At 77.9% G+C, this 22,866-nt stretch carries 17 protein-coding genes; 6 read left to right on the top strand and 11 right to left on the bottom strand.

Annotated features, from left to right (window positions below; translation table 11 throughout):
- Nucleotides 1-158: 158 nt before the first annotated feature.
- The gene (locus WDZ17_RS12825; RefSeq protein ID WP_339575555.1) at nt 159-407 is read left to right on the top strand and encodes a WhiB family transcriptional regulator; all 249 of its coding nucleotides are present in this window, start codon (nt 159-161) and stop codon (nt 405-407) included.
- Nucleotides 408-513: 106 nt separating this feature from the next.
- On the opposite strand, the gene WDZ17_RS12820 is transcribed toward WDZ17_RS12825, so the two are convergent.
- Nucleotides 514-1,998, bottom strand: coding sequence for a sensor histidine kinase (locus tag WDZ17_RS12820; RefSeq protein WP_339575579.1), 1,485 nt, complete (start codon nt 1,996-1,998; stop codon nt 514-516).
- Between the two features lie 46 nt (nt 1,999-2,044).
- Nucleotides 2,045-7,177, bottom strand: coding sequence for an NAD-glutamate dehydrogenase (locus WDZ17_RS12815; protein ID WP_339575554.1), 5,133 nt, complete (start codon nt 7,175-7,177; stop codon nt 2,045-2,047).
- Between the two features lie 122 nt (nt 7,178-7,299).
- On the opposite strand from WDZ17_RS12815, the gene WDZ17_RS12810 reads away from it, so the two are divergent.
- Nucleotides 7,300-7,806 (top strand): DUF2505 domain-containing protein, encoded by a 507-nt coding sequence (locus WDZ17_RS12810; protein ID WP_339575553.1) that lies wholly within the window; start codon nt 7,300-7,302, stop codon nt 7,804-7,806.
- A gap of 79 nt (nt 7,807-7,885) precedes the next feature.
- Here WDZ17_RS12810 and WDZ17_RS12805 read toward each other — a convergent pair whose 3' ends face one another.
- The 4 genes from WDZ17_RS12805 to WDZ17_RS12790 form a co-directional block, all read right to left on the bottom strand.
- Nucleotides 7,886-8,392 (bottom strand): DUF6912 family protein, encoded by a 507-nt coding sequence (locus WDZ17_RS12805; RefSeq protein WP_339575552.1) that lies wholly within the window; start codon nt 8,390-8,392, stop codon nt 7,886-7,888.
- A 37-nt stretch (nt 8,393-8,429) separates the two neighbouring features.
- Entirely contained in the window at nt 8,430-9,950 is a 1,521-nt protein-coding gene (locus WDZ17_RS12800) for a wax ester/triacylglycerol synthase domain-containing protein (RefSeq protein ID WP_339575551.1), read from the bottom strand.
- Between the two features lie 133 nt (nt 9,951-10,083).
- Complete coding sequence (locus WDZ17_RS12795) at nt 10,084-11,547, bottom strand: CpaE/TadZ family protein (protein ID WP_339575550.1); 1,464 nt, start codon at nt 11,545-11,547, stop codon at nt 10,084-10,086.
- Nucleotides 11,540-12,523, bottom strand: a complete 984-nt coding sequence (locus WDZ17_RS12790) for a hypothetical protein (protein ID WP_339575549.1) — start codon at nt 12,521-12,523, stop codon at nt 11,540-11,542. The genes WDZ17_RS12795 and WDZ17_RS12790 overlap by 8 nt, the downstream gene beginning before the upstream one ends.
- A gap of 293 nt (nt 12,524-12,816) precedes the next feature.
- Between WDZ17_RS12790 and WDZ17_RS12785 the strand changes: the two genes are divergently transcribed.
- The gene (locus tag WDZ17_RS12785; RefSeq protein ID WP_339575548.1) at nt 12,817-13,083 is read left to right on the top strand and encodes a helix-turn-helix domain-containing protein; all 267 of its coding nucleotides are present in this window, start codon (nt 12,817-12,819) and stop codon (nt 13,081-13,083) included.
- Between the two features lie 81 nt (nt 13,084-13,164).
- Here WDZ17_RS12785 and WDZ17_RS12780 read toward each other — a convergent pair whose 3' ends face one another.
- Entirely contained in the window at nt 13,165-13,713 is a 549-nt protein-coding gene (locus tag WDZ17_RS12780; protein WP_339575547.1) for a hypothetical protein, read from the bottom strand.
- Between the two features lie 413 nt (nt 13,714-14,126).
- On the opposite strand from WDZ17_RS12780, the gene WDZ17_RS12775 reads away from it, so the two are divergent.
- Both WDZ17_RS12775 and WDZ17_RS12770 read left to right on the top strand, forming a co-directional pair.
- Nucleotides 14,127-14,972 carry a LysM peptidoglycan-binding domain-containing protein gene (locus WDZ17_RS12775; protein ID WP_339575546.1) on the top strand — a complete coding sequence of 282 codons (846 nt, stop codon included), beginning with the start codon at nt 14,127-14,129 and terminating at the stop codon, nt 14,970-14,972.
- Nucleotides 14,969-15,754: an Rv3235 family protein gene (locus WDZ17_RS12770; protein ID WP_339575545.1), complete on the top strand. Its 786-nt coding sequence runs from the start codon at nt 14,969-14,971 to the stop codon at nt 15,752-15,754. The genes WDZ17_RS12775 and WDZ17_RS12770 overlap by 4 nt, the downstream gene beginning before the upstream one ends.
- Before the next feature lie 26 nt (nt 15,755-15,780).
- Here WDZ17_RS12770 and secA read toward each other — a convergent pair whose 3' ends face one another.
- Nucleotides 15,781-18,516 carry a preprotein translocase subunit SecA gene (gene secA / locus WDZ17_RS12765; protein ID WP_339575578.1) on the bottom strand — a complete coding sequence of 912 codons (2,736 nt, stop codon included), beginning with the start codon at nt 18,514-18,516 and terminating at the stop codon, nt 15,781-15,783.
- Between the two features lie 214 nt (nt 18,517-18,730).
- Nucleotides 18,731-19,042: a GNAT family N-acetyltransferase gene (locus tag WDZ17_RS12760; RefSeq protein WP_339575544.1), complete on the bottom strand. Its 312-nt coding sequence runs from the start codon at nt 19,040-19,042 to the stop codon at nt 18,731-18,733.
- A gap of 106 nt (nt 19,043-19,148) precedes the next feature.
- Here WDZ17_RS12760 and WDZ17_RS12755 point away from each other — a divergent pair, with 106 nt between their 5' ends.
- Nucleotides 19,149-20,312, top strand: a complete 1,164-nt coding sequence (locus WDZ17_RS12755; RefSeq protein ID WP_339575543.1) for a GNAT family N-acetyltransferase — start codon at nt 19,149-19,151, stop codon at nt 20,310-20,312.
- 19 nt (nt 20,313-20,331) lie between these two features.
- On the opposite strand, the gene WDZ17_RS12750 is transcribed toward WDZ17_RS12755, so the two are convergent.
- On the bottom strand, nt 20,332-21,603 hold the full coding sequence (locus tag WDZ17_RS12750) for a winged helix-turn-helix domain-containing protein (RefSeq protein ID WP_339575542.1): 1,272 nt from the start codon (nt 21,601-21,603) through the stop codon (nt 20,332-20,334).
- Between the two features lie 245 nt (nt 21,604-21,848).
- The gene (locus WDZ17_RS12745) at nt 21,849-22,622 is read right to left on the bottom strand and encodes a response regulator (RefSeq protein WP_339575541.1); all 774 of its coding nucleotides are present in this window, start codon (nt 22,620-22,622) and stop codon (nt 21,849-21,851) included.
- Between the last annotated feature and the right edge of the window lie 244 nt (nt 22,623-22,866).

Here is a 22,866-nt window from a genome sequence, read left to right as displayed (position 1 = left end):
ATGACAGCCCCTCGCTCTGTGATCCTCGTCTCAGGACGAGGGGCCCGCCGCCGCGGAGCCCCCTCTCGCGGGACGGGCTCGCGCGGCGTCTCACCACGCTGCTGGACGACCGTCGTCCCGCCGAGACCACTGACGCACGACCGACCTGGAGGACCACCATGGACTGGCGCGACCGCTCCGCCTGCCTCGACGAGGACCCCGAGCTCTTCTTCCCCATCGGGAACACCGGCCCGGCCCTCCTGCAGATCGAGGAGGCCAAGGCGATCTGCAAGCGCTGCCCCGTCGTCGAGACCTGCCTGCAGTGGGCCCTGGACAACGGGCAGGACGCCGGCGTGTGGGGCGGCATGTCCGAGGACGAGCGCCGCGCGCTCAAGCGCCGCGTCGCCCGCGCCCGCCGCGCCGGCTGACCTGCCCGGGCGGGCGTGACCGTCCCCGCCCGCCCGACGAGGACCCCCCGGCCGCGGCCGGGGGGTCCTCGTCGTCCGGGGGCGGCCGCACCGGTACGACGCGTCCTCACCGCGACGGTGCGACGTCACCCAGGCGGGCGTGCACGTCCACCACCGTCCCCGGCCCGGGCTCGCGCCGACGCCACCCGATGTCGCCGCGGAGCTCCCCCCGGACGAGCGTCTGGACGATGCGGGTCCCGAGGCCGCCGCCGCCGGGGGCACGGCTGCCGGCCTCGAAGTCGTCGGGCAGGCCCCGGCCGTCGTCCAGCACGGACAGCCGCAGCACCGCGCCGTCCCGCTCCGCGCGCACCTCGACGGTGCCGTCGGCGTCGCGGAGGCCGTGCTCGACGGCGTTCGTCACGAGCTCGGTGATCACCAGCGCCAGCGGGGTCGCGTCGTGCGGCGCGACGAGCCCGAAGGACCCCGTCCGTCGGGCCCGCGCACGGGTGGACGAGGTCGCCACCTCGGCGGCGAGCAGGAGCCCCGTGTCGACCAGCGCGTCGAAGTCGACGGACGCGTCGTAGGTCTGCGACAGCGTGTCGTGGACCAGCGCGATGGTGGACACCCGCCGCATCGCCTCCCCCAGGGCGGCCTTCGCGTCGGGTGACTCGATGCGGCGGGACTGCAGCCGCAGGAGCGCGGACACCGTCTGCAGGTTGTTCTTCACCCGGTGGTGGATCTCCCGGATGGTGGCGTCCTTGGAGATCAGCTCGAGCTCGCGGCCCCGCAGCTCGGTGACGTCGCGGCACAGCACCAGCCCGCCCGTGCGGACGCCGTCCTCGACGAGCGGCACGGCGCGCAGCGACAGCGCCGCGCCGCGCGTCTCGACGTCCGCGCGCCACGGCGCCTTGCCGAGCAGGACGATGGGCAACGACTCGTCGACGGGCCCGCTCGTGTCGACCAGCTCGCTCGTCACCTCCGGCAGCGAGCGTCCGGCGAGCTGGCCGATCAGGCCGAGACGGTGGAAGACCGCCTGCGCGTTGGGGCTGGCGTAGAGCACGGTGCCGTCGGCGTCCAGCCGGACGAGGCCGTCGCCCACCCGGGGCGATCCCCGCCGGTGGGTGCTCGGCGTGTCCTGGGAGGGGAAGCGGCCCTCGGCGACCATGCCCATGAGCACGTCGGCGCACGCCATGTACGTCAGCTCGAGCCGGCTCGGCATCCGCAGCGAGACGGCCGTGGTGTGCCGCGAGAGCACCGCCACCCGGTGGCCGGCCCGCATCACCGGCGCCGTCGTGGTCCGGACGGCGGAGTCCTCGTCGTGCTCGGGGTCTCCCTCCGTGCACACCCGGCGCGTGGCCCACGCCTCGTCGACGAGCGGCCGGCGCCCCCGCGGCACGCGACGACCGACCTGGTCGTCGTAGTACGCCGTCGGGCCCGTCGAGGGGCGGCAGTGGCCCACGGCGACCCAGTCCTCGCCCCCCGCCGCCGGGACCCACAGGACCAGGTCGGCGAAGGCGAGGTCCGAGACCATCTGCCAGTCGCCGACGAGCAGCCGCAGCCACTCCGCGTCCGCCGGCCCGAGCTCCGTGGAGGTGCGCAGGAGGTCGCTCATGGTCGGCACGCGGCGACCCTACGGCGGCGCCGCCCCGCCGCCCGCGTCAGGCGGCGCTGGAGCGCACCGCCCCCCGGAGCAGCCGCAGGGCCACGGACAGGGGGGCCAGGTCGCCGCGCTCGAGGCGGCGGACCTCGTCCAGGACCCGGCGCGCCCGGTCGAGGGGCCCCTCGTGCGCCTGCTCCCACGCGGCGACGGCGGCGTCGGCCCGCTCGTGGGGCGCCTGCTCCGCGTCCCCCGCACCGGCACGGAGCTCCTGCGACTCGTGCGCCAGCACGGCCCGCACGAGGGTGTCGAGGGCGGCGTACAGGTCGTCGCGCAGCGCCCCCCGCGCCAGCGTCTGCCACCGGTCGTCGCGCGGCAGCCCGGCGATGAGGCCCAGGAGGTCGTCGACGCCGTAGCGCTCCGACAGGGCGAAGTGCACCTCGGCGACGTGCCGGACCGGCGCCCCCGTGTCCGCGGCCGTCTGCGCGACGTCGAGGAGGTCGAACTCGTCGAGCAGCCCGGCGACGTGGCGGGCCAGCGGCTCGGGGAAGCCGTCCTCGACGAAGGCGGCCGCCTGACGGTCGAGGCGGGCGCGCTCACGACCCCGCAGCAGGTCCGCCACGACGCCCCGGTACGGGGCGACGACCGGCCCGGCGGCGGCGACCTCCGCCGCGACGTCGAGGGTCCCGCTGCGGTTGTGGACGTACCAGCGCACCGCCCGGTCCAGCAGGCGACGCAGCTCCTGGGTGGCCCGGGACTGGGCGCGGGTCGGCACCGTGCCGTCCAGCGCCCGGACGGCGGCGTGCACACCGGTGGCGTCGAAGACCTCGCGGGCCACCGCGTAGGCGCGGACCACGGCCGCGGGTGCCGCACCGGTCTCCTCGCTCGAGCGGAAGGCGAAGGTGATGCCGCCGCGGTTGACCAGGTCGTTGACCAGGCAGGTCGTCACCACCTGGCGGCGCAGCGGGTGGTCCTCGAGCCGGTCCGCGAAACGCTCGACGAGCGCGGCCGGGAAGTAGTCGCGCAGCATCTCCTGCGCCCACGGCTCGTCCGGCACCGCGGAGGCGAGCACGTCGGCCGACAGCGTCGTCTTGGCGAGCGCGAGCAGGACGCTCGCCTCCGGGGTCGTCAGCCCCAGCCCGTCCTCCGCCCGGGCGGCGAAGCCTGCGTCGTCGGGCAGCGCCTCCAGCGCACGGTCGAGGTGGCCGTCGCGCTCCAGGGCCTGGACGAAGCGGTGGTGGACGGGCAGCAGCCCGCTCGCGAGCGTGCGGACGTCCCCGAGCAGCCCGTTCTGCTCGTCGTTGTCCGTGAGGACCAGGCGCCCGACGTCCTCGGTCATCGACAGGAGCAGCGCGTCCCGCTCGTCGTGCCCGAGGTCCCCGGCCGCCACGACCTGGTCCAGCAGGACCTTGATGTTCACCTCGTGGTCGGAGCAGTCCACCCCGGCGGAGTTGTCGATCGCGTCGGTGTTGAGGGCGACGCCGTGCAGGGCGGCCTCCACGCGGCCGCGCTGGGTGAGGCCGAGGTTGCCGCCCTCCCCGACGACGAGGCAGCGCAGGTCCGCCCCGTTGACGCGGACGGCGTCGTTCGCCTTGTCGCCCGCGTCGGCGTCCGTCTCGGTCGAGGCCTTGACGTAGGTCCCGATGCCGCCGTTCCACAGCAGGTCGACCGGGGCGGCGAGCACCGCGCGGACCAGCTCGGGCGGGGTGAGCGACGTCGTCGACCCCGCCAGGCCGAGGGCTTCGCGCACCTGCGGGCTGAGCGGCACGGACTTCGCCGTCCGGGGCACGACGGCGCCGCCCGGGGACAGCAGGGACCGGTCGTAGTCGTCCCACGAGGAGCGCGGCAGGGCGAAGATCCGGGCCCGTTCGGCCCACGACGTCTCCGGGTCCGGGTCGGGGTCGAGGAAGACGTGCCGGTGGTCGAAGGCGGCGACGAGCCGGGTCTGCGAGGACAGCAGCATGCCGTTGCCGAAGACGTCGCCGCTCATGTCGCCGACGCCGACGCACGTGAAGGGCTGGGACTGGACGTCGCGGCCGAGCTCGGCGAAGTGGCGCCGGACGCTGACCCACGCGCCGCGGGCGGTGATGCCCATGGCCTTGTGGTCGTAGCCCACCGAGCCCCCGGAGGCGAAGGCGTCCCCGAGCCAGAACCCGTGCTCGGCGGCGACGGCGTTGGCGAGGTCGGAGAACGTCGCCGTGCCCTTGTCCGCGGCCACCACGAGGTAGGGGTCGTCGCCGTCGTGGCGCACCACGCGCGCCGGCGGGCGCACGGCCCGCTGGCCGTCCGCCCCCGGCGCGAGGTCGTCGGTCACGTCGAGCATGCCGTGGACGAAGGCCGCGTAGCACTCGCGCCCCTCGGCCGCCCGCTCCTCGCGGGAGACCGTCGGCGCCGGCGCCCCGGTCGTGGACGAGGCCAGCAGCCGCTTGGCGACGAAGCCGCCCTTCGCCCCCGTGGGCACGATGACGGCGTTCTTCACCACCTGGGCCCGCACGAGGCCGAGGACCTCGGTGCGGAAGTCCTCGCGGCGGTCGCTCCAGCGCAGACCCCCGCGGGCGACGTCGCCGAAGCGCAGGTGGACGCCCTCGACCTGCGGCGAGCAGACCCAGATCTCGTGCAGCGGGCGCGGCTGCGGCAGCTCGGCCACCCGTCGGGGGTCGAGCTTGAAGGCCAGGACGTCGCCGCGGCTGCGCTGCTGCGCAGTCACGTCGGCGCCGTCGCCGCGCGCCGCCACGGGGGCCGCGGGGGCGGCGTCGTCGGGGTCGTGCTGGTAGGCGTTGGTCCGGGTCGTCGCCACCACGAGCGAGAGCAGGGCGCGCAGGGTGCGGTCGGCGTCCAGGCCCTCGACCTCGCCGAGGTCGGCCCGGACCCGGGCCTCCAGCCGGGCCGCGCGCGCCGCCCGGGCCGGGCTGACGTCGCCCGGCAGCGACGCCGGGTCGACGCCGAGCTCCTCGAGCTCCTCGGCGCCGGGCTCGTCCGCCCCGGGGCCGACGTCGAGGTCCGGGTCGAAGCGCGCGGCGAACAGCCGCAGCAGGTCGCCGACGAGGCCCGTGTGCGCCAGCAGGGTGCGCTCGACGTACGTCTGGCTGAAGGGCAGCCCCGCCTGGCGCAGGTACTTCACGTAGGAGCGCAGCACGCTGACCTCGCGCCACGTCAGCCCGGCGGCGAGCACGAGCCGGTCGAGCCCGTCGGACTCCGTCCGGCCGCGCCACGCCTGCCAGAAGGCGTCCTCGAGCAGGCGCCCGGGGGCGCCCTCGTCGGCGGCGTCCGCCCACGGCCCGGCGGTGTAGCGCAGCCCGAAGTCGAGCAGGTAGGCGTGCTCGAGCGGTCCCGCGACCGCGGCCGTGCCCTCGTCCCCGCGGGGGCCCCCGCCGCCTCCCGGACCCTGCGCGGCCGGGCGCCCTCCCGGCTCGAGGCGGTAGGGCCGCTCGTCCACGACCTCGACGCCGAGGTTGGCCAGCACCGGCAGCACGCTCGTCAGGGGCAGCGCCGAGCGGCGCAGCAGCGACAGGCGGTGCTCGTCCGGGGCCGCGTCCGGCGGGGTGCGCAGGTGCAGGACGGTGTCGGCCTCGCCGGCCTCGACCCGGCCGAGCCGCTCGAGGTCGGCCACCGCGTCCGCGGCGGTGAAGTCCTCCTTGTAGGCCTCGGGGAACGCCGCCCCCCACCGGCGCAGGCGGCGCGCCGCCTCCTGCTGCCCCAGCCGGGCCGCGAGCGCGACCCCGAGGTCGTCCTCCCAGGTGCGCACGACCCGCGCCAGCTCGTCGACGAGCTGCCGCTCGTCCACGACGGCCAGCCCGCCGCGACCCTCGGGGGCACGCACGACGAAGTGGATCCGCGACAGCGCGGAGCCCGCCACCCAGACGTTGTACTCGACCGTCTCGGCCGAGAAGGCCGTCCGGAGCAGGTCGGACACGCGCAGCCGGACCGCGGTCGTGTAGCGGTCGCGCGGCATGTAGACCAGCACCGAGACGTAGCGCCCCCACGGGTCCGCGCGCAGGAAGGCGCTCGGCCCCCGGCGCCCCTGCAGGCCGAGCACGGCGATCGTCGTCGCCGCGATGTCCTCGGTGCCGGCGAGGCGCATCTCCTCGCGGGGGAACGTCTCGAGCAGCGCCAGCAGGTCGCGTCCGGTGTGGCTGTCGACGGGCGCGTCCGCCAGCCGCAGCACCTCGCGGGCCTTGCGCGCGAGCACCGGCACCGCGAGCACGGACTCGCTCGCGGACCCGGCGGCGTAGACGCCGACGACGCGCAGCTCCCCGACCCGGGAGCCCTCCTCGTCGTGCAGCGCCGCGACGACGTGGTCGACGTAGGCGCGGCGCGCCACCCGGGAGCGAACGTCGCCCAGCGCGAGCCGCAGCAGCTCGCCGTCAGCGAGCGGCGCGGCGAGGTCGGCGGGCAGGGCGTCCACCGGCTGGGCCGGGCCGTCCTGGTCGTCGGGACCGCCGGGGCCCCCGGCGGGGGCCGCCCCCGGGCCGGCGGGGTCCGCGAGCAGCCCCAGCCCACCGGCGGGGAAGCGCGGCGACGCGACGTCGCCGGTGACGACCCGGGCGCCGAGCAGCACGAGGTTGTCGGCGGCGGCCCAGCGCAGGTACGCCGCGGCCTCCTGCCCCCGGCCGTCCTGGGACGCGGGCATGGCGTCGGCCGCGAGGGCGAGCAGCTCCCGCACCCGCGGGGCCGCCGCGGCGGCCGCGTGCACGTCGGCCACCACGCCCCGGACGCCGCGGGCGACCTCGTCGACCTCGGCGGCGTCGACCCCCTCGACCTCCACGTGGATCCAGGAGGCGGGGGCGCCGCCGCCCTCCGGGCGCACGACGGGGTGCACGACGGTCGAGCCCGTCCTGCCCTGCCGGTCCAGCTCGGCGAGGACGGAGTCCACGAGGTGCGGCACGTCGTCGCTGACGACCTCGACGACGGCGTGCAGGCCTCGCCAGCCCTGCCCGGCGGGCAGCACGCGGACGGCCGTGCCCGCGGGGGGACGGGAGGCGGCCAAGGACGCGTGGCTCTCGGCGGCGCCGACGAGCTGGTCGGACGAGCGGTCGACCAGCTCGGCGAGCGGGGCCCGGCCCCAGTACTCCCGCAGGAGCTCGCGCAGCGGTCGGCTCGTCCCGCCGCCGACGTCCACGGAGCGCTCGCCCGCCTCGGCAGCCACCCGGTCGAGGAGCTCCTCGACCCGTCCGTCCACCCCGCCGCGCCGCATGCTCGCGACCCTACCGACGCGGTCCGACGGGGGCTCCCGGGCCGAGCTCCGGCCCGGGCCCGGCGGGCGGCCGCCACGGCGACGTCCCCGACCGGGTGCGCCGCCCCGGTACGGTCCGCGGCATGCGCCTGACCGCCGAGATCAGCTACCCCGCCGGCGCCGCCGCGGTCGGCCGGATGCTCGCCGAGACCTCCTTCGTCGACGCCCGGGACGCGGCGACCCACCCGGTGTCCCACCGCAGCGAGGTCGAGGGCTCGGCCGACGGCGCCTTCACGGTGCGCAGCACGCGGACGATGCCGACGGACGACGTCCCCTCGGCCGCGCGGCGCTTCGTGGGCGAGACCCTCGAGCTGCGGCAGACCGACACCTGGTCGGCCCCGGCCGCCGACGGCGCCCGCGACGGCACCATGACCATCGAGGTCGGCGGGGCCCCCGTCGTCCTGCGCGCCGAGCTGCGGCTGCGCCCCGACGGCGAGGGCGCCTGCACCGAGACGATGGACGGCGACCTGCGCGCCTCCGTGCCGCTCGTCGGCGGGGCGCTCGAGCGGGCGGCCGAGCCGGCGGTGCGCGCCGCCATCCGCAGCGAGGAGCGCGTCGGCCGCGCCTGGCTGGCCGACCGGCGGCCCTGACCCGGCTCCGCACGTCCCCCGTCCCGACCACCGGGCCACCCGACCACCCGACCCCCGCCCGGGGGGAGGGGCCGGGTCGTCAGCCCTGCCGGCGGGCGAGGTCCTCGAGCTCGGTGGCGTCGTACCAGAGGAGGTCGGCCTCCTCCGCGTCGTCGACGACGAGGCGCGCGTCCTCGTCGCCGGAGCGGGCCGCCGGCAGGGCGCGCACCGCCGCCGCGACCGCCGGGGCGGCACCCTCCTCGTCGCAGTGGGCGCTGACGAGGGCGTCCAGCGGCACCGGGGCGTGCAGGACGACGCGGGACGGCGGCTCGTCGTCCAGCGCACCGCCGGTCGGGCGGGCCGCCGCCTCGGGGACGTCGGCCGCCAGGACGAGTCGGCGGCGCGGCGCCGCGTCGTCGTCGGCCAGCAGCGCCAGGGCGTCGGTCGCGGCCTCGAGGAGGGCGGAGAACTCCAGCTCCTCGTCGTCCCCGCCCGCGTACCACTCGCGCAGCGCCGGGGTCACCGCGCGCCCCTCGCCCGCCCGCACCTGCCCGGCGGACAGCCAGTCGGCGAGCAGCGGCAGGGTGGCCGGGAGGTAGACGCGCACGCAGGCATCCTGCCCGCCCGCCGGTCGGCGGCGCCCGTCAGCGCGGCCGACCTCCCGGCGGCCCCGCCGTGACGTCGACGAGCTCGGCCAGGGCGTCGGTGACGCACTCGGCGAGGACGTCGAGGTCCGGCAGGCCGTCGCGGTCGGCGTTGAGGCCGTAGGACACCGCCCCGTCGTAGCTGGTGACCCCCACGGCGAGGCCCTGGCCGGCGGCGAGGGGGATGACGGGGTACGAGGCGGCCAGCCGCACGGGCCCCACGTAGAGCGGGTGCTGGGGCCCCGGGACGTTCGTCACGACGAGGTTGAAGACCCGGTGGCTCAGCGAGCCGGCGACGCGTACGCCGAGGGAGTGCAGCGTGGGGGGTGCGAAGCCGGCGAGGCCGGCCAGCTCCCGCGCGCCGACCCGGCGCCCCTCCCCCGGGGCACGCATGCCGAAGGAGACCCGCTGGAGCCGGACGACGGGGTCGGGCTCCCCCACCGGCAGGTCGACGAGGTGCCCGACGACCTCCGTGGCCGGCGGCGGCCCGCCCCGCCCGCCGGCACCACGGTCCGGCGCGGAGCCGTCGTCGAGGTCACCCGCCGTGACGCTCAGCGGGACGAGCGTGCGGACGACGGCCGACGGCGCGAGGACCAGGCCGCGCGAGAGCATCCAGCCGCGCAGGGCCCCGGCGAGGACGGCGAGCACCACGTCGTGCAGGTCCGTGCGCGCGACGAGGGGGACGGGCTCGTCCCGGGCCGCCGCGCCGCGCCCGGCCCGCCGACGGGGGGCACCCGACACGGCGCGGCGCACCGCCCGGTAGTCCTCCAGCGCGGTGTCGACGACGGCGAAGCGGCGCTGCTCCCCGACGACGACGTCGAGCGGGCCGCCCTGCGGCCCCGCGGCGCTGGACGCGGCGCGCAGGAGCCCCGTCGCGGTGCTCGAGGCCCGGCGGACCGCGGTCCGGACGTCGCCCGCCCCGGCGCGCACGGTCTCCAGGACCTGCGGCGGCCGGCGGACGGCGTCCACGAGGGCCCCGGTGACCAGCTCGACGAGCGAGGGCTCCGGCGCGGGGCGCCACGTCGTCCCCGGGGGCGCGCCGGAGGACGGGGCGTCGTCCAGGAGCACCTGGCCGAGGTCGACGGCGGCCACGCCGTCGACCATGGCCTGGTGGGTCTTGGTGATGACGGCCAGGCCGCCGCCGGCCAGGCCCTCGACGAGGTAGACCTCCCACAGCGGCCGGGTGCGGTCCAGGCGCCGTGGCTGCACGCGCGCGACGAGCTCGGTCAGCTGCTCGCGCGTGCCCGGGCGGGGCAGCGCGGTGCGACGGACGTGGAAGTCGAGGTCGAAGCGCTCGTCGTCCACCCACACCGGGTTGGCGAGGTGGCCGGGCACGGTGCGCACCCGCTGCCGGTAGCGCGGGACGTAGGCGGTGCGGGCCCCGACGGAGCGCGCGAGGGCCTCGACGTCGAAGCCCTCGGGCGGCGGCTCGAGCACCATGACCGAGCCGATGTGCATGACGGTGGCGCTCTCCTCCAGGTAGAGGAAGGACGCGTCCAGGGCGCTCAGCCGGTCCGGCACCGCCCACCTCCTCCGCCTGCCCCCGGCGCCGAGCCGCCCCGGGGAGCACCCAGCCTGCCCGACGGCGGGGCACCCACGGCGCGCGGACCCCGACGCGGACGCGCGTCCGGTCCGCGTCGGGCCCGTGCCGTCCTCAGCCGGCCCGTCGGCGCGGGCGGCGCAGCCGTGGGCGCCGCCGCGGGACGGCCGCCGTGCCGCGAGAGCCGGTGCCGGAGCCGGTGCCGGAGCCGGTGCCGGTGCCTGAGTCGGTGCCGGAGTCGGCGTCGAGCGAGGCGGCCAGGGCGGCCAGGGCGGTGCGGGCCGGGGAGCGCGGTGCGCTCTCGACGAGCGTGCGGCCGGCGAGCAGCGCCGCGTCCAGGGCCGGCCGGTCGTCCGGCACGACGTCCACCTCCCGCACGCCGGCGAAGCGCAGCACGGCGTCCCGGACGCGGCGCTCGGGCGGGGTCCCGACGGTCGAGGCCCGGGCCCGGGTGACGACGACGCGCGGGGCGGGCGTCCCCGGGACGGCCTCGCCGAGCTCGGCCAGGCCGCGCACCAGCCGCTGCAGCCCCACCGCGTCGGCCGCGCCGACGACGAGGACGACGTCCGCGGCCGCCAGCGTGGTCAGCGCGGCGCCGTTCCTGCGCGGCGCCGCGGTGTCGTAGCTGAGCTCCTCGTCGGACTCCAGCGGGGCGGCGAGGTCGACGACCACCCAGTCGGCGTCACCGCGGGCGACCTCCCACACGCGGTCCAGGGCCGACGGCGACAGCTCGGGCCACCGGCTGCTGCGCGAGACGCCCGAGAGCAGCCTCAGCCGCGGGCAGACCTCCACGGCGAGGCGGCGCAGGGCGGCGACGTCGAGGGAGCCGGCGCCGGCGGCCCGGCAGGCGGCGGCCAGCCCCGGGGCCTCGTCGAGCACGCCGAGGACCTGCGCGAGGCTCGCGGCGTGGGTGTCCGCGTCCGCGAGCACGACGCGCCGGCCGGCGGCCGCCAGCTCCGCGGCGACGCCGGAGGCGACCGTCGTGCGGCCCGGCGCCCCCGCGGGCCCCCAGACGGCGACGAGGCGGCCGGGAGGGCCGGCGGGGGCCCCGTCCGGCGTGAGGAGCAGCTCCTCCTCGCCGCTCGCGACCCGGTCGTCGCCCCCGGACGCCGCCGCACGCGCGACCGCGTCGAGGGCGGCGGCGGGGTCCGCGACCTCGGGCACCCGCGCCCGGGGGCGCTCCGGCGGTCCGGCCGCCGCCGCCCGGGCGGCCCCGGCGGCCGCGAGGGCCCCGGCGACGACGCGCTCGAGCTCGACCGCCGGCGCGTCGACGGCGGCGACCGCCGCCACCCCCAGGGCCCGCAGGCGCGGCTCCTGCTCGCGCAGGGCAGCAGGGGCGGCCAGGCCCACGACGACGACGCCGGCCGCCTCGAGGCGGGCGACGCAGGAGCGGTCCAGGCGGTGCAGGTCCGCCGAGACCAGGGCGGCCGCGACGCGTCCCGTCGACGCGGCGGCGAGCAGGTCGGCGACGTCGGCGCACCGACGCAGGACCACCAGCTCGCGCGAGCGCCCGAGCGCGCCGACGAGCGGTGCCTCCCAGGCGCCCGTCACCGCGACGACCACCCCGGTCTCAGCCATCGGCGCCCGCTCCCGCCGGGGCCGCCGAGGTCTCGGACGCCGCAGCCGCCGCGGGAGGGGGCGCCGCCGCGGTGGGCGCCGCAGCGGCCGTCCCCTCCGGTGCCGGTGCGCCTCCTGCGGCGGACGTCGGGGCGTCCCCGCCCGCGTCGTCCCCGCCCGCGTCGGCGCCGGCCTGCTCGTCGCCGGCCTCGTCCGCTCCCGCTCCTGCTGCCTGCTCCTCGGTCTCGTCCGCCGCCGCCTCCCGCGGCTCCTGCGCCGTCTGCTGCCCGGCCGGGGCCCCGGACCCGCCGCCGGGCGAGAGGACCAGCGCGACCCGGGAGTCGGCGGCCAGGGCGGCGAGGACGTCGGGGAGCTCGGAGGGGCCCACCAGCACCTGCACGGTCGTCGCCGCCGCGGTCCCCAGACCGCCGGCGTCGTCGTCGACCTCGGCCACGGGCGCCGACGCGACGACCCGCCGGGGGTCCAGGCGGGCCCCGGGCGTCGTCGGGTCGACCGCGGTCACCCAGACGTCCACGAGGGCGCCGGGGACGAGCCCGTCGGGCAGGGCGCCGGTCACGGGCACGCCGACGGGGCGGACCTCGACGGAGCCGGCGGCCCCGAGGGCCGCCGCCGGCACGAGCTCCCCGGCGCCGACGCCGCGCAGCGCCACGAGGCCCTCCGGCGCCCCGCCTCCCGACGACTCGTCGGCGGCGACGTAGGCCCCGGCCCCGGCCCCGCCGTCCACGCGCACGCGGACGACGTCGAGGTCGTCGGCCCCGACGGGCTCCCCGGGGGTCAGCACCTGCGCCGCGGCGTACACCGGGACGGTCCGGTCGGCCGCCGCCACGACGCGGGACCCCGCCACGACGGCGGCGAGCACCAGCAGGACGCCGACCGCCAGCCGCGGGTCGCGCCACGAGGGCACCGCCACGCGCCGGGCCGGCGCCCCCGCCCGCGGCACCGCCGACGGGGCTCCCGAGCGATCCGGCACGGCCACGGGCGACCTCCAGCCTGGGACCGGCCGGCAGCCGGTCGGTCGGTGCCGCCGACGCAGGACCACCTGCGGCCCCGGCGGCCCACCGCCCGGTCGGGCGGCTCGCGGGGATGCTGCCAGCGGTCCGGCCGTCGGCCGCGCCGTCGTCCACAGGACCACCCGACCGTGCCGGCGTCGTCCACCGGACGTGCCAGACTCGCCGCTCCGCCGGTCCGGGCGCCGTGGTCGCGGCTCCCGCCCGGTCGCGCCGGTCGGTCCCGCCCCCGTGGCGGTCGTCGTCGAAGCGAGGAGTGGACGTGCCCGCTCGGTTCCTGCCCCTGGCGGACGTCGCGGAGATCCTGAGCATCTCCTCGGCGCAGGCCTACGCCCTCGTCCGTTCCGGGGACCTGCCCGCCATCAAGGTGGGCGGGCGGGGGCAGTGGCGCGTCGAGACGACCGAGCTGGAGGAGTACATCCGGCGGATGTACTCCCAGACCCGCGCGCTGGTGGACCGCGGCGGCCTCGACGCCGCGGACGGACCGTCCGCGGACGTCCCCGGGGGCGGGTCCTCCGCCACGGCCTGACCGCCACGGCCTGACCGCCCCGGCCTGACCGCCCCGGCCTGACCGCCCCGGTCTGACCGCCCGGGCCGCCGCGGGACCGGCTCACGTGCTCCGGACGACGCGGAGGGCGGCGAGCGGGACGGCGCGGACCTCGAGGACGGCACCCGCCCGACGCGGCTCGCCCGGCGGGTGCAGCGCGAGATCGACGTGGTCGGCCGCCACCCGGTCCAGCGTCCCGGTGAGCTCGGAGCCGGGCACGTCCAGGCGCACGGGTGAGCGGTCCCGGGCGAGGGCGCGCAGGGCCGTGCGCAGGGAGAGCCGGCGCAGCACCTCCCCCGCCGGTACGGCGACCCGTCGCGAGAGACCGGCGACGGAGGCCACCGAGGCCAGCGGGACGAGCGCCTGCCCCCGGGCGGACGGCTCCGCGAGGACGGCCCAGTCCGGGCCGACGTCCTCCACGCGGCCCTCCACCACGGCGGCACCGAGCAGGTGGACGACCAGCCGCTGCCCCACGTGCGCGCGCAGCCGCTCGGCGAGCCACACGTCCGCCTGCTCCGCCCTGGTCCGGTCGGCGACCTCGGCGCGCAGCGCCGCGGCGTCCTCCTGCTCGAGCTGGCCCTCCAGGTCGGCGAAGAGCCGCTCCCACCGCATCGCGGCACCGTAGCCCTCACCCGGCAGACGCGTACCCGTCGACACCGACGGGTGGTGATGACCACCAAACAGCGCCAAACGTTGCCGTGCGCACCCCTCGTGCTCTACACAGGCCTCGTCGCCACCGGACCGCCGCGAGGCGCCGACCGAGGAGAACCGCCGTGCAGCACCCGCGCGCATCGCAGCCCGACCACCGCGACCGCCACCGCCCCGGGACGGGCCCCGCCGGCACCGCACGGTGCCGACGGACGTCCCGTCCCGTCGCGCACCAGGGCCCGGCCGGTCCCGCCGACGGTGGTGGCGGCCGCGCCCCGCGACCGCGCCGGTCGCCCGTCTGCTCCTCGCCGCGGCAGCGGGACGTCCCCGGGCCCCGGGCCCGGCCGCCCGCGTCGCGCCCGGGCCCGCGGGCGGCGGTGGACCGTCGCCCCCCGACGACCGGCGAGCGGCTCGCGGGCACGACGGCGCCCTCCCCGGCGGCAGGCGGAGGCGACGGCCCGCGACGGGGCCGCGCCGCCGCGGTGCTGGTCGCGGCCCTCGGCCTCGCGGCTCTCGCCGCGGCGCTCCTGCACGTGGCGTCCTCGTCGCTGGCGTCGGCGCTCGGCCCGGCGGGTCAGGTCGACGACGCCGTCGCGGGGCTCGCCGCGGGGGCCGGCGGGCTGCTGGCCGGCGCCTGGGCCCTCGGCGGCCTGCTGGTCGTCGCGGCCCGGACGGCACCCCAGGCCTCTCGGGCGGCGGGCGTCCTGCACCGCGCCGGTGGGCGCCTGCTGCCGGCGGTCCTGCGCGGCGCCCTGGTCGCCGCCCTCGGGGTCGGTCCGCTGGCGGCCGCCGCGCCCGCGCTCGCCGCCCCGGCCGCGTCGGGCGTCGTGCTCGACGTGACGAGCGGCACGGCCCTCACGGTGCCCGTCGACAGCGCCGCGACCGACGGCGCGCGGGCCCCGGACGCCGTCGGGGCGGCTCCCGACGTGACCTGGCGCCCCACGGCGCCCGTGCGGCCGAAGGAGGAGGCGACGACGGCGGCCGAGGCGCTCGTCGTCCCCGCGCCCCGCCCGCAGGTGGGCGCCGGGGAGGTCGTCGTCGTGCGCGGGGACACGCTGTGGGGCATCGCGGCCCGGTCGCTCCCGGCCGGCGCGGACGACGCCGAGGTGGCCGCCACGTGGCCCGCCTGGTACGCGGCGAACCGTCACGTCGTCGGGGACGACCCGGACCTCCTCCGGCCCGGCCAGGTCCTGCGCGCCCCCGTCGAGGAGACGACCCGATGACCACCCAGGAGCTCACGACCGCGGCCACGGCGGCACGGGGACGACGCTGCGACCGCGGGCCGGCGGGGGTGTCCCGCGGTGCACGCCCCGGGTGCCCGGCGGGGGCGTCCCCGCGCCGCCGCGCTCCCGAGGACCAGGAGGGCCCGACCGGGGGCGCAGCCGACGCACCGACGGCGGTGCGCCCGACGACGCCGGGCTCGCGCGTCCGCCTCCTGCCCGTGCCCGTGAGCGCGCCGCCGGCCGTGCTGCCGGACCACCCGGGCGTCGCCCGGGGCGACCGGTACCCCCACCAGCACGCCGGTCAGCACCCGGGTCAGCAGGTCCTCGTCCTCCCCGGGGCGCCGGGTCACCGGCCGCCGTGGTCCGACGCCGACCCGCTCGTCGCCGCCCGGGCCAGCACGCACGCCCAGCTCCCGGACCCGGCGGGCACGTGCGGCGCCCTCGCCGGAGCCGTCGTCGAGGTCCTCTCCGGCCATCGCCCCGCGGCCCAGCTCGTCCGGTGGACGACGCTCGAGGTGCACGCGGAGCTGCAGCGCCGTGCGGCGCTGGCCGCGCGGCTGCGGCCGGCCCGGCCGTCCCGACGCCCCTCGTCGCCCTCCGGGGCGGGTGCGTCGCGGGCGGGCCGGCCGGCCGTCGTCCGCCGGGTGCACGTGTGCCGGCCGTCGGAGGGGGTCGTCGAGGCCTCGGCGGTCGTCGTGGACGGCGACCGGGTCCGCGCGGTCGCCCTGCGCCTCGAGGGCTGGGACCGCCGCTGGCGCGCGACCGCGGTCGAGGTGGGGTAGCCGCGGGGACGCCGTCGGCGCCCTCCTCAGGCCTGGCGGCGGGCCTGCCGGCGCTGGGCGCGGTTGCCGTCGCCCGAGGTGCTGGTGCCGTCGGCGTTCTCCACCCGCCGCTCGACGCCGTCCTCGGAGTCCACCGACCCGGCGCTGTAGGCCAGGCGCTGGGGCGTCGTCGGCTCGTCGAGCCCGCGGGCCCGCAGCTGCGGGGCCGCGGCCGCCACGCCCAGGCCGAGCGCGGGGTCCGCCGTCGGGGACGGGGCCGCGGGCTGGGGCGGCTGCACCTGCACCTCGAGGTTGTAGAGGTAGCCGACCGACTCCTCCTTGATGGCGTCCATCATCGCGGTGAAGAGCTGGTAGCCCTCGCGCTGGTACTCCACCAGCGGGTCGCGCTGGGCCATCGAGCGCAGCGAGATGCCCTCTTGGAGGTAGTCCATCTCGTAGAGGTGCTCGCGCCACTTGCGGTCGAGCACCGACAGCACGACGCGCCGCTCCAGCTGGCGGGTCGCCTCCTCGCCGAGCTGCTCCTCGCGACGCCCGTAGGCGAGCCTCGCGTCCGAGAGCACCTCCTCCAGGAGGCTCTCCCGGGTGATCTGCTGGCGGCCGCCGGCCTCCTCCTCGAGGTCCTCCACCGACAGGCTGATCGGGTAGAGCGTCCCCAGCGCCGTGACGAGCTGCTCCAGGTCCCAGTCCTCGGCGAAGCCCTCGGCCGTCGCGGCGGTGATGTAGCCGGTGATGACGTCGTCGCGGAAGTGCGTCACCTGCTCGGCGAGGTCCTCGCCCTCCAGCACGCGGCGACGCTCGTCGTAGATGACCTGGCGCTGGCGGTTGAGGACGTCGTCGTACTTCAGGACGTTCTTGCGGATCTCGAAGTTGCGGGCCTCCACCTGGCCCTGCGCGCTCTGGATCGCGCGGGTCACGACCTTCGACTCCAGCGGCTGGTCCTCGGGGAAGCCGGTGCGCGCCATGAGCGCCTCGGCCGCACCGGAGTTGAACAGCCGCATGAGGTCGTCGCGCAGCGAGAGGTAGAAGCGGGACTCGCCGGGGTCGCCCTGGCGGCCGGAGCGCCCGCGCAGCTGGTTGTCGATCCGGCGGGACTCGTGCCGCTCGGTGCCGAGCACGTACAGGCCGCCGAGCTCGACGACCTCGTCGTGCCCCGAGCGCACGGCCTCCTCCGCCTCGGCGAGCACCTGGGGCCACAGCGCCTCGTACTCCTCGGGCTTCTCCGCCGGGTCCAGGCCCTCCGCGTGCATCCGCTGCACGGCGAGGAACTCCGCGTTGCCGCCGAGCATGATGTCCGTGCCGCGGCCGGCCATGTTCGTCGCCACCGTCACGGCGCCCTTGCGCCCGGCCATCGCGACGATCGCCGCCTCCCGGGCGTGCTGCTTGGCGTTGAGGACCTCGTGCCGCACGCCCTTCTTGGCCAGCTGCGCCGACAGCCGCTCGCTCTTGCTCACGCTCGTCGTGCCGACGAGGACGGGCTGGCCCTTCTCGTGCCGCTCGGCGATGTCCTCCACGACGGCGTCCAGCTTGCCCTCCTCGCTCTTGAAGACGAGGTCGGAGGCGTCGATGCGCTGCATCGAGCGGTTGGTCGGGATGGGGATGACGCCGAGGGAGTAGGTGCCCTGGAACTCGGCGGCCTCGGTGGTGGCGGTGCCGGTCATCCCGGAGAGCTTGTCGTACATCCGGAAGTAGTTCTGCAGCGTGATGGTGGCGAGCGTCTGGTTCTCGGCCTTGACCTCGACGCCCTCCTTGGCCTCGATGGCCTGGTGCATGCCCTCGTTGTAGCGGCGGCCCGCGAGGATGCGGCCGGTGTGCTCGTCGACGATGAGGACCTCGCCGTCGGTGACGACGTAGTCCTTGTCGCGGCGGAACAGCTCCTTGGCCTTCACGGCGTTGTTGAGGTAGCCGACGTAGGGGGTGTTGACCGAGTCGTAGAGGTTGGCGATGCCGAGCCGGTCCTCGACCTTCTCGATGCCGCTCTCCAGGACGCCGACCGTGCGCTTCTTCTCGTCCACCTCGTAGTCGACGTCGACCTTCAGCGTGCGGGCGACCTTTGCGAACTCGCCGTACCAGCGCGTCGCGTCGCCCTGCGCCGGGCCGGAGATGATGAGTGGCGTGCGGGCCTCGTCGATGAGGATCGAGTCCACCTCGTCGACGATCGCGAAGGCGTGCCCGCGCTGGACCATCTCGGCGGTCTGCCACGCCATGTTGTCGCGCAGGTAGTCGAAGCCGAACTGGGTGTTCGTGCCGTAGGTGATGTCGAGCGCGTACTGCTCGCGCCGCGCTTCCGGCCGCATCCCGTCGGTGATGCAGCCGGAGCTGACGCCGAGGAAGCGGAAGACGCGGCCCATGAGCTCGCTCTGGTAGGACGCGAGGTAGTCGTTCACCGTGATGACGTGCACGCCGCGCCCGGTGAGGGCGTTGAGGTAGGCCGGCAGCGTCGCGACGAGCGTCTTGCCCTCGCCCGTCTTCATCTCGGCGATGTTGCCCAGGTGCAGGGCCGCCCCACCCATCACCTGGACGTCGAAGTGGCGCTGGCCGAGGCTGCGGCGCGCGGCCTCGCGGCAGTTCGCGAAGGCCTCGGGCAGCAGGTGGTCGATGTCCTCGCCGTCCGCCAGGCGCTCGCGGAACTTGTCCGTCTCCTCGCGCATCTCGGCGTCGGAGAGCGCCTCGTAGTCCTCCTCGAGCGCGCCCACCTGCTCGGCCAGGCCCTGCAGGCGGCGCAGCGCGCGGCCCTCGCCGGCCCTCAGCAGCTTCTCGAGCATCCCCACGGCGCGCGCTCCCCATGTCGTCGGCGGGCGCGGTGGCGCGCCCGCCCTCTGCGTCGCCCCCGGGGTCGTGCGTCCCGGGAGGTGGTGCGTCCCGGGCGGGAGACGGCGCGGCTGGTCAGGTCGGCCGTCATGCTACGCACGCGGCGGTCACCCTCCGGCATCCCACGGCCGTGACGCGGGACCCGTCGGGCGGGGCGTCCCGGTCGGCTCAGGAGGCCACGAGGTCCTTCTCGTCCGGGTGGTCCTCGAGCCAGGAGGCCACGTAGGGGCAGTCCGGGCGCACGCGCAGGTCGTCGGCCCGCAGGTCTGCCAGCGCCCCCGCGACGAGCAAGCCGGCGAGGCCCTCGCCGCGACGGTCGGGGTCCGTGCTCGTGTGGGTGAGGGCCACGACGCCGTCGCCCGCGGGCTCGGCGGCGACACGGGCCACCTCGACGCCGTCCTCGACGAGCACCCACCCGTCGTCGCGCCGCTGCACGTCCTGCCTCTGCTGCTCCTGCTGCTCCTGCTGCTCCTGGGCCATGGCGCCAGCCTGCGCCGCCGCCGCGCCGGTCGCACGACGGCGACGGCAGGGAGATGTCAGGGAGATGTCCGTTGCGCCGCCGGGTCGGGCCCGGGAGGGTCCGGGGATGGAGCTGCCCGGCCCGGACCTGCCCGACACCCCGCCCGACATCCCCGTCCGCGAGGGCGCGCGGCTGCGCGGCTACCGCACCGCCGACCCGGCTGACCACCGGGACGACGTCGACGCGGTGCTCGCGATGGCCTCCGAGGAGGTCTTCGCCCGGTGGACGACCGTCCCGGTCCCCTACCGCCGCGAGCACGCCGAGCGGTTCGTCCGGGAGGTGGTGCCGGCCGGCTGGGCGAGCGGGAGGGACCTCACCTGGGCCCTCGAGGTCGACGGCGAGCACGCCGGCACCGTCAGCCTGCGCCCGGCGGACGACGGCGGGGCGGAGGTCGGCTACGGCCTCGACGTGCGCCACCGCGGCCGCGGCCACCTCGCCGCCGCACTGCGCGCCCTGCTCCCGTGGGCCGCGGCCCGTGGCGTCGCCGTCGTGCGCTGGCAGGCGCACGTCGGCAACTGGCCCAGCCGGCGCTGCGCGTGGGCCGCGGGGATCCGGGTCGAGGGCGTGGTGCGCCGGCGGAGCGCGCAGCGCGGCGAGCTGCACGACGCCTGGGTGGGGACCTGGTGCGCCGGCGACCCGACGGAGCCGGCGACGCCGTGGCTCGAGGTCCCCCGCGTGGAGCTGCCGTCGGCCGGGGCCGTCCTGCGGCCCTGGGCGGACGACGACGTCCCCCGCGTCGTGCAGGCGTGCACCGACCCGACGACGCGGCGGTGGCTGACCCAGCTGCCGGAGCCCTACGGCCCCGAGCAGGCGCGCGCCTTCGTCGAGGGCCTGCGCGCCGACGCCGCGCAGGGGCACGCGGTCGGCTGGTGCGTCGCCGACGCCGCCTCCGGCACCGCCCTCGCCTCCACGACGCTGTTCGGCCTCGGGCAGGGCGGGCGCCCCGCCGAGGTCGGCTACTGGGCGCACCCGGACGCGCGGGGACGCGGTGTCGTCACCGCGGCGCTGCGGGCCGCGGCCCGGCACGCGCTGCTGCCCGCCGACGTCGGCGGGCTCGGGCTGCCAGCGGTGCTCGTGCGCGCCGAGCCGGGCAACGCCGCGAGCGTCGCCGTGGCGCGGCGGGCCCGCATGCACCCCGCCGGGTGGGACCTGGCCCCCGACGGCGAGGGCCGCCCACCGGTGCGGCTGGACCGCTTCCTCCTCACGGCGTCGGACCTCGACGGCGCGTGAGCGCGGCCGCCCCGGGGCGTCAGCCCCGGCGGAGCTCGTCCGCCAGCCGGGGGGCGAGGTCGCCGGGGCCGACCACGAGGACGTCGTCGAGGCCGAGCCAGCCGGCCATCAGCCGCAGCTCGTCGGCCAGCTCGGCCGGCGCGTGCTCCGGCGCGCCCGCCTCGCCCCACGCGGCCTGGACCCGCAGCAGGCGGGCGCCGCGGTCGGCCTTGAGGTCGACGCGCGCGACCAGCGCGTCGCCGAGCAGGAACGGCAGGACGTAGTACCCGTGCACCCGCCGCGCCGCGGGCACGTAGATCTCCAGGCGCAGCCGGACGCCGAAGAGCTCCTCGGCCCGCGAGCGCTCGAAGACGAGGGAGTCGAACGGCGACAGCAGGGCCCGGCCGGTCGCGCGGCGGGGGAAAGTCGCCCCGGCGTGCAGCAGCGCCGGGCGGCGCCAGCCCCGCACCCGCACCGGCGCGAGGACGCCGTCCTCGACGAGCGCCGCCACGGCGGCCCGCGACTGCTCGGGGCGCAGCCGGAAGTAGTCCCGCAGCTGCGGCTCGGTCGCGACGCCGAGGGCCCGGCCGGCGATCTCGACCAGCCCGCGCACGGCCTCGTCCTCGGACGGCGTCGGCGCGCCCGCCACCTCGGGCGGCAGCACCCGGGCGCTGAGGTCGTAGACCCGCTCGAACTGGGCGGTCCTCCCGGCGGCGGAGAGCTCGCCCGACCAGAAGAGCTGCTCGGCCGCGGCCTTGACGTCGCGGGCCGGGCCGGCCAGCACCGCCTCGGTGGGCGCGACCATCCACGAGCCCGCCGAGCTGCGGGGCGCGCCGGGGTGCAGCCGCGCGGTGAGCTGGGCCGCCGTCCCGGGGCCGCCCTCGGCCACGGCGGCGAGGAGGTCGTCGAGCAGGCGCGGGCGCTCGGACAGGATCCGGCGGTAGCGGCCCCACGCCTCGTCGGCGGCCCGGGCCATCCGCCACCTCAGCAGCCGGTGCGTCGAAGGCGGCACGAGGCTGGCCTCGTGCGCCCAGTACTCGACCAGCCGGCGCGGCGACCGCTCGCCGGCCCGGCGCAGCAGCTCGTCGTCGTAGGGGCCCAGGCGGCTGAAGAAGGGGAGCCGGTGGCTGCGGGCGAGGACGTTCACCGAGTCGAGCTGGACGACGCCGACACGGTCGACGACCCGCTGGAGGTGCCGCGGCGTCGGCCGCCCCTCGGGACGGGGACGGGCGAGGCCCTGGGCCGCCAGCGCCGTCCGCCGCGCCTGCGCGGCCGTGAGCACCTCGCGTGCCGCTGCGCCTGGTCCCGCCACGGGCGCGGATGCTGCCACGCCCGTCGCGGGACGGGCACGGCCACCACGGTCCGCCCCGGGGTCCGGACGACCCCCACCGGCGGACGCCCGGCTACTCCTCCGGGTCTACTCCTCCGGGTCTACTCCTCCGGGGCTACTCCTCCGGGTCTACTTCTCCGGGTCTACTCCTCCGGGGCTACTCCTCCGGGTCTACTTCTCCGGGTCTACTCCTCCGGGGCTACTCCTCCGGGTCTACTCCTCCGGGTCTACTCCTCCGGGTCCAGCAGCCTCGCCCGGACCGCGTACATGGCGGCCTCCATGCGCGAGTGCAGCTGCAGCTTCTCGAGGAGGTTGCGGACGTGGTTCTTCACGGTGTTCTCGGAGATCCACAGCTGCCCGGCGATGTCCCGGTTCGTGAGCCCCCGCGCGACCAGGCGCAGCACCTCGAGCTCGCGCGCCGTCAGGCGCGGCGCCGGCACGGCCGGCACGTCGGCCTCGGCGGCGCCCCGGCGGCTCAGCGCGGCGAACTCGGCGAGCAGGTGGCTGGCCATCGACGGGCTGATGAGCGACTGGCCCCCGTGCACGGCCCGCAGGCCCGCGGCGACCTCCTCGCCCGGCACGTCCTTCAGGAGGTAGCCGACGGCGCCCGCGCGGACGGCGCTGAAGAGGTCCTCCTCCTCGTCGCTCATGGTCAGCATGACGATGCGGGCGCTCGGGGCGACCTCGCGGATGGCCGCGCAGGCCTCGATGCCGCTGCGCCGGGGCATCCGCACGTCCATGAGGACGACGTCGGGCAGCAGCTCCTCCGCCCGGGCGATCGCCTCGCTGCCGTCGCCGGCCTCCCCGACGATGACGACGTCGTCCTCGAGCTCCAGGACCCGTTCCAAGCCCCGGCGGTACAGGACGTGGTCGTCGACCACGAGGACCCGGATGGGCTCGGCCGCGGCGTCGGCCACGGCCGGCTCGTCCGCCTGCTCGGCGACCGCGAGGGGCGTTCCGCCCGTGGGGCTCCCCGCCCCGTCGGCAGCACTGGGCACCACGTCGACCCCCTCCTGGACGGGGGCACCGCCCCGACCGCCAGCGCGAGCGTGCCCGCTCCGGGGACCGGCTGTCCCTGCGTGACGCATCACGATCTCGCCACGACCCCGTCCCCGGCCGCCGGTCGTCGACCCGCGGCGAGGCGCGGTCCCGAGCACCTCTCCTGCCCCTGCGTTCGGTGCGGCCCGCGCACCGGTTGGGTCGGCTCGTCCGGCTCGTCCCCCGTCGGGCCGGCCACGGCCCGAC

The organism is Pseudokineococcus basanitobsidens (assembly GCF_037482545.1).
In the GTDB taxonomy this organism is placed as follows: Bacteria; Actinomycetota; Actinomycetes; order Actinomycetales; family Quadrisphaeraceae; genus Pseudokineococcus; species Pseudokineococcus basanitobsidens.
This window is presented reverse-complemented; position numbering and strand designations above follow the sequence as displayed.

What these genes read in the sequence shown, in the direction of transcription:
- WDZ17_RS12820 (WP_339575579.1), bottom strand. Translation starts at nt 1,998, where the DNA reads ATGAGCGACCTCCTGCGCACCTCCACGGAGCTCGGGCCGGCGGACGCG.
- WDZ17_RS12810 (WP_339575553.1), top strand. Translation starts at nt 7,300, where the DNA reads ATGCGCCTGACCGCCGAGATCAGCTACCCCGCCGGCGCCGCCGCGGTC.
- WDZ17_RS12795 (WP_339575550.1), bottom strand. Translation starts at nt 11,547, where the DNA reads ATGGCTGAGACCGGGGTGGTCGTCGCGGTGACGGGCGCCTGGGAGGCA.
- WDZ17_RS12760 (WP_339575544.1), bottom strand. Translation starts at nt 19,042, where the DNA reads ATGGCCCAGGAGCAGCAGGAGCAGCAGGAGCAGCAGAGGCAGGACGTG.
- WDZ17_RS12780 (WP_339575547.1), bottom strand. Translation starts at nt 13,713, where the DNA reads ATGCGGTGGGAGCGGCTCTTCGCCGACCTGGAGGGCCAGCTCGAGCAG.
- WDZ17_RS12770 (WP_339575545.1), top strand. Translation starts at nt 14,969, where the DNA reads ATGACCACCCAGGAGCTCACGACCGCGGCCACGGCGGCACGGGGACGA.
- secA (WP_339575578.1), bottom strand. Translation starts at nt 18,516, where the DNA reads ATGCTCGAGAAGCTGCTGAGGGCCGGCGAGGGCCGCGCGCTGCGCCGC.
- WDZ17_RS12815 (WP_339575554.1), bottom strand. Translation starts at nt 7,177, where the DNA reads ATGCGGCGCGGCGGGGTGGACGGACGGGTCGAGGAGCTCCTCGACCGG.
- WDZ17_RS12825 (WP_339575555.1), top strand. Translation starts at nt 159, where the DNA reads ATGGACTGGCGCGACCGCTCCGCCTGCCTCGACGAGGACCCCGAGCTC.
- WDZ17_RS12755 (WP_339575543.1), top strand. Translation starts at nt 19,149, where the DNA reads ATGGAGCTGCCCGGCCCGGACCTGCCCGACACCCCGCCCGACATCCCC.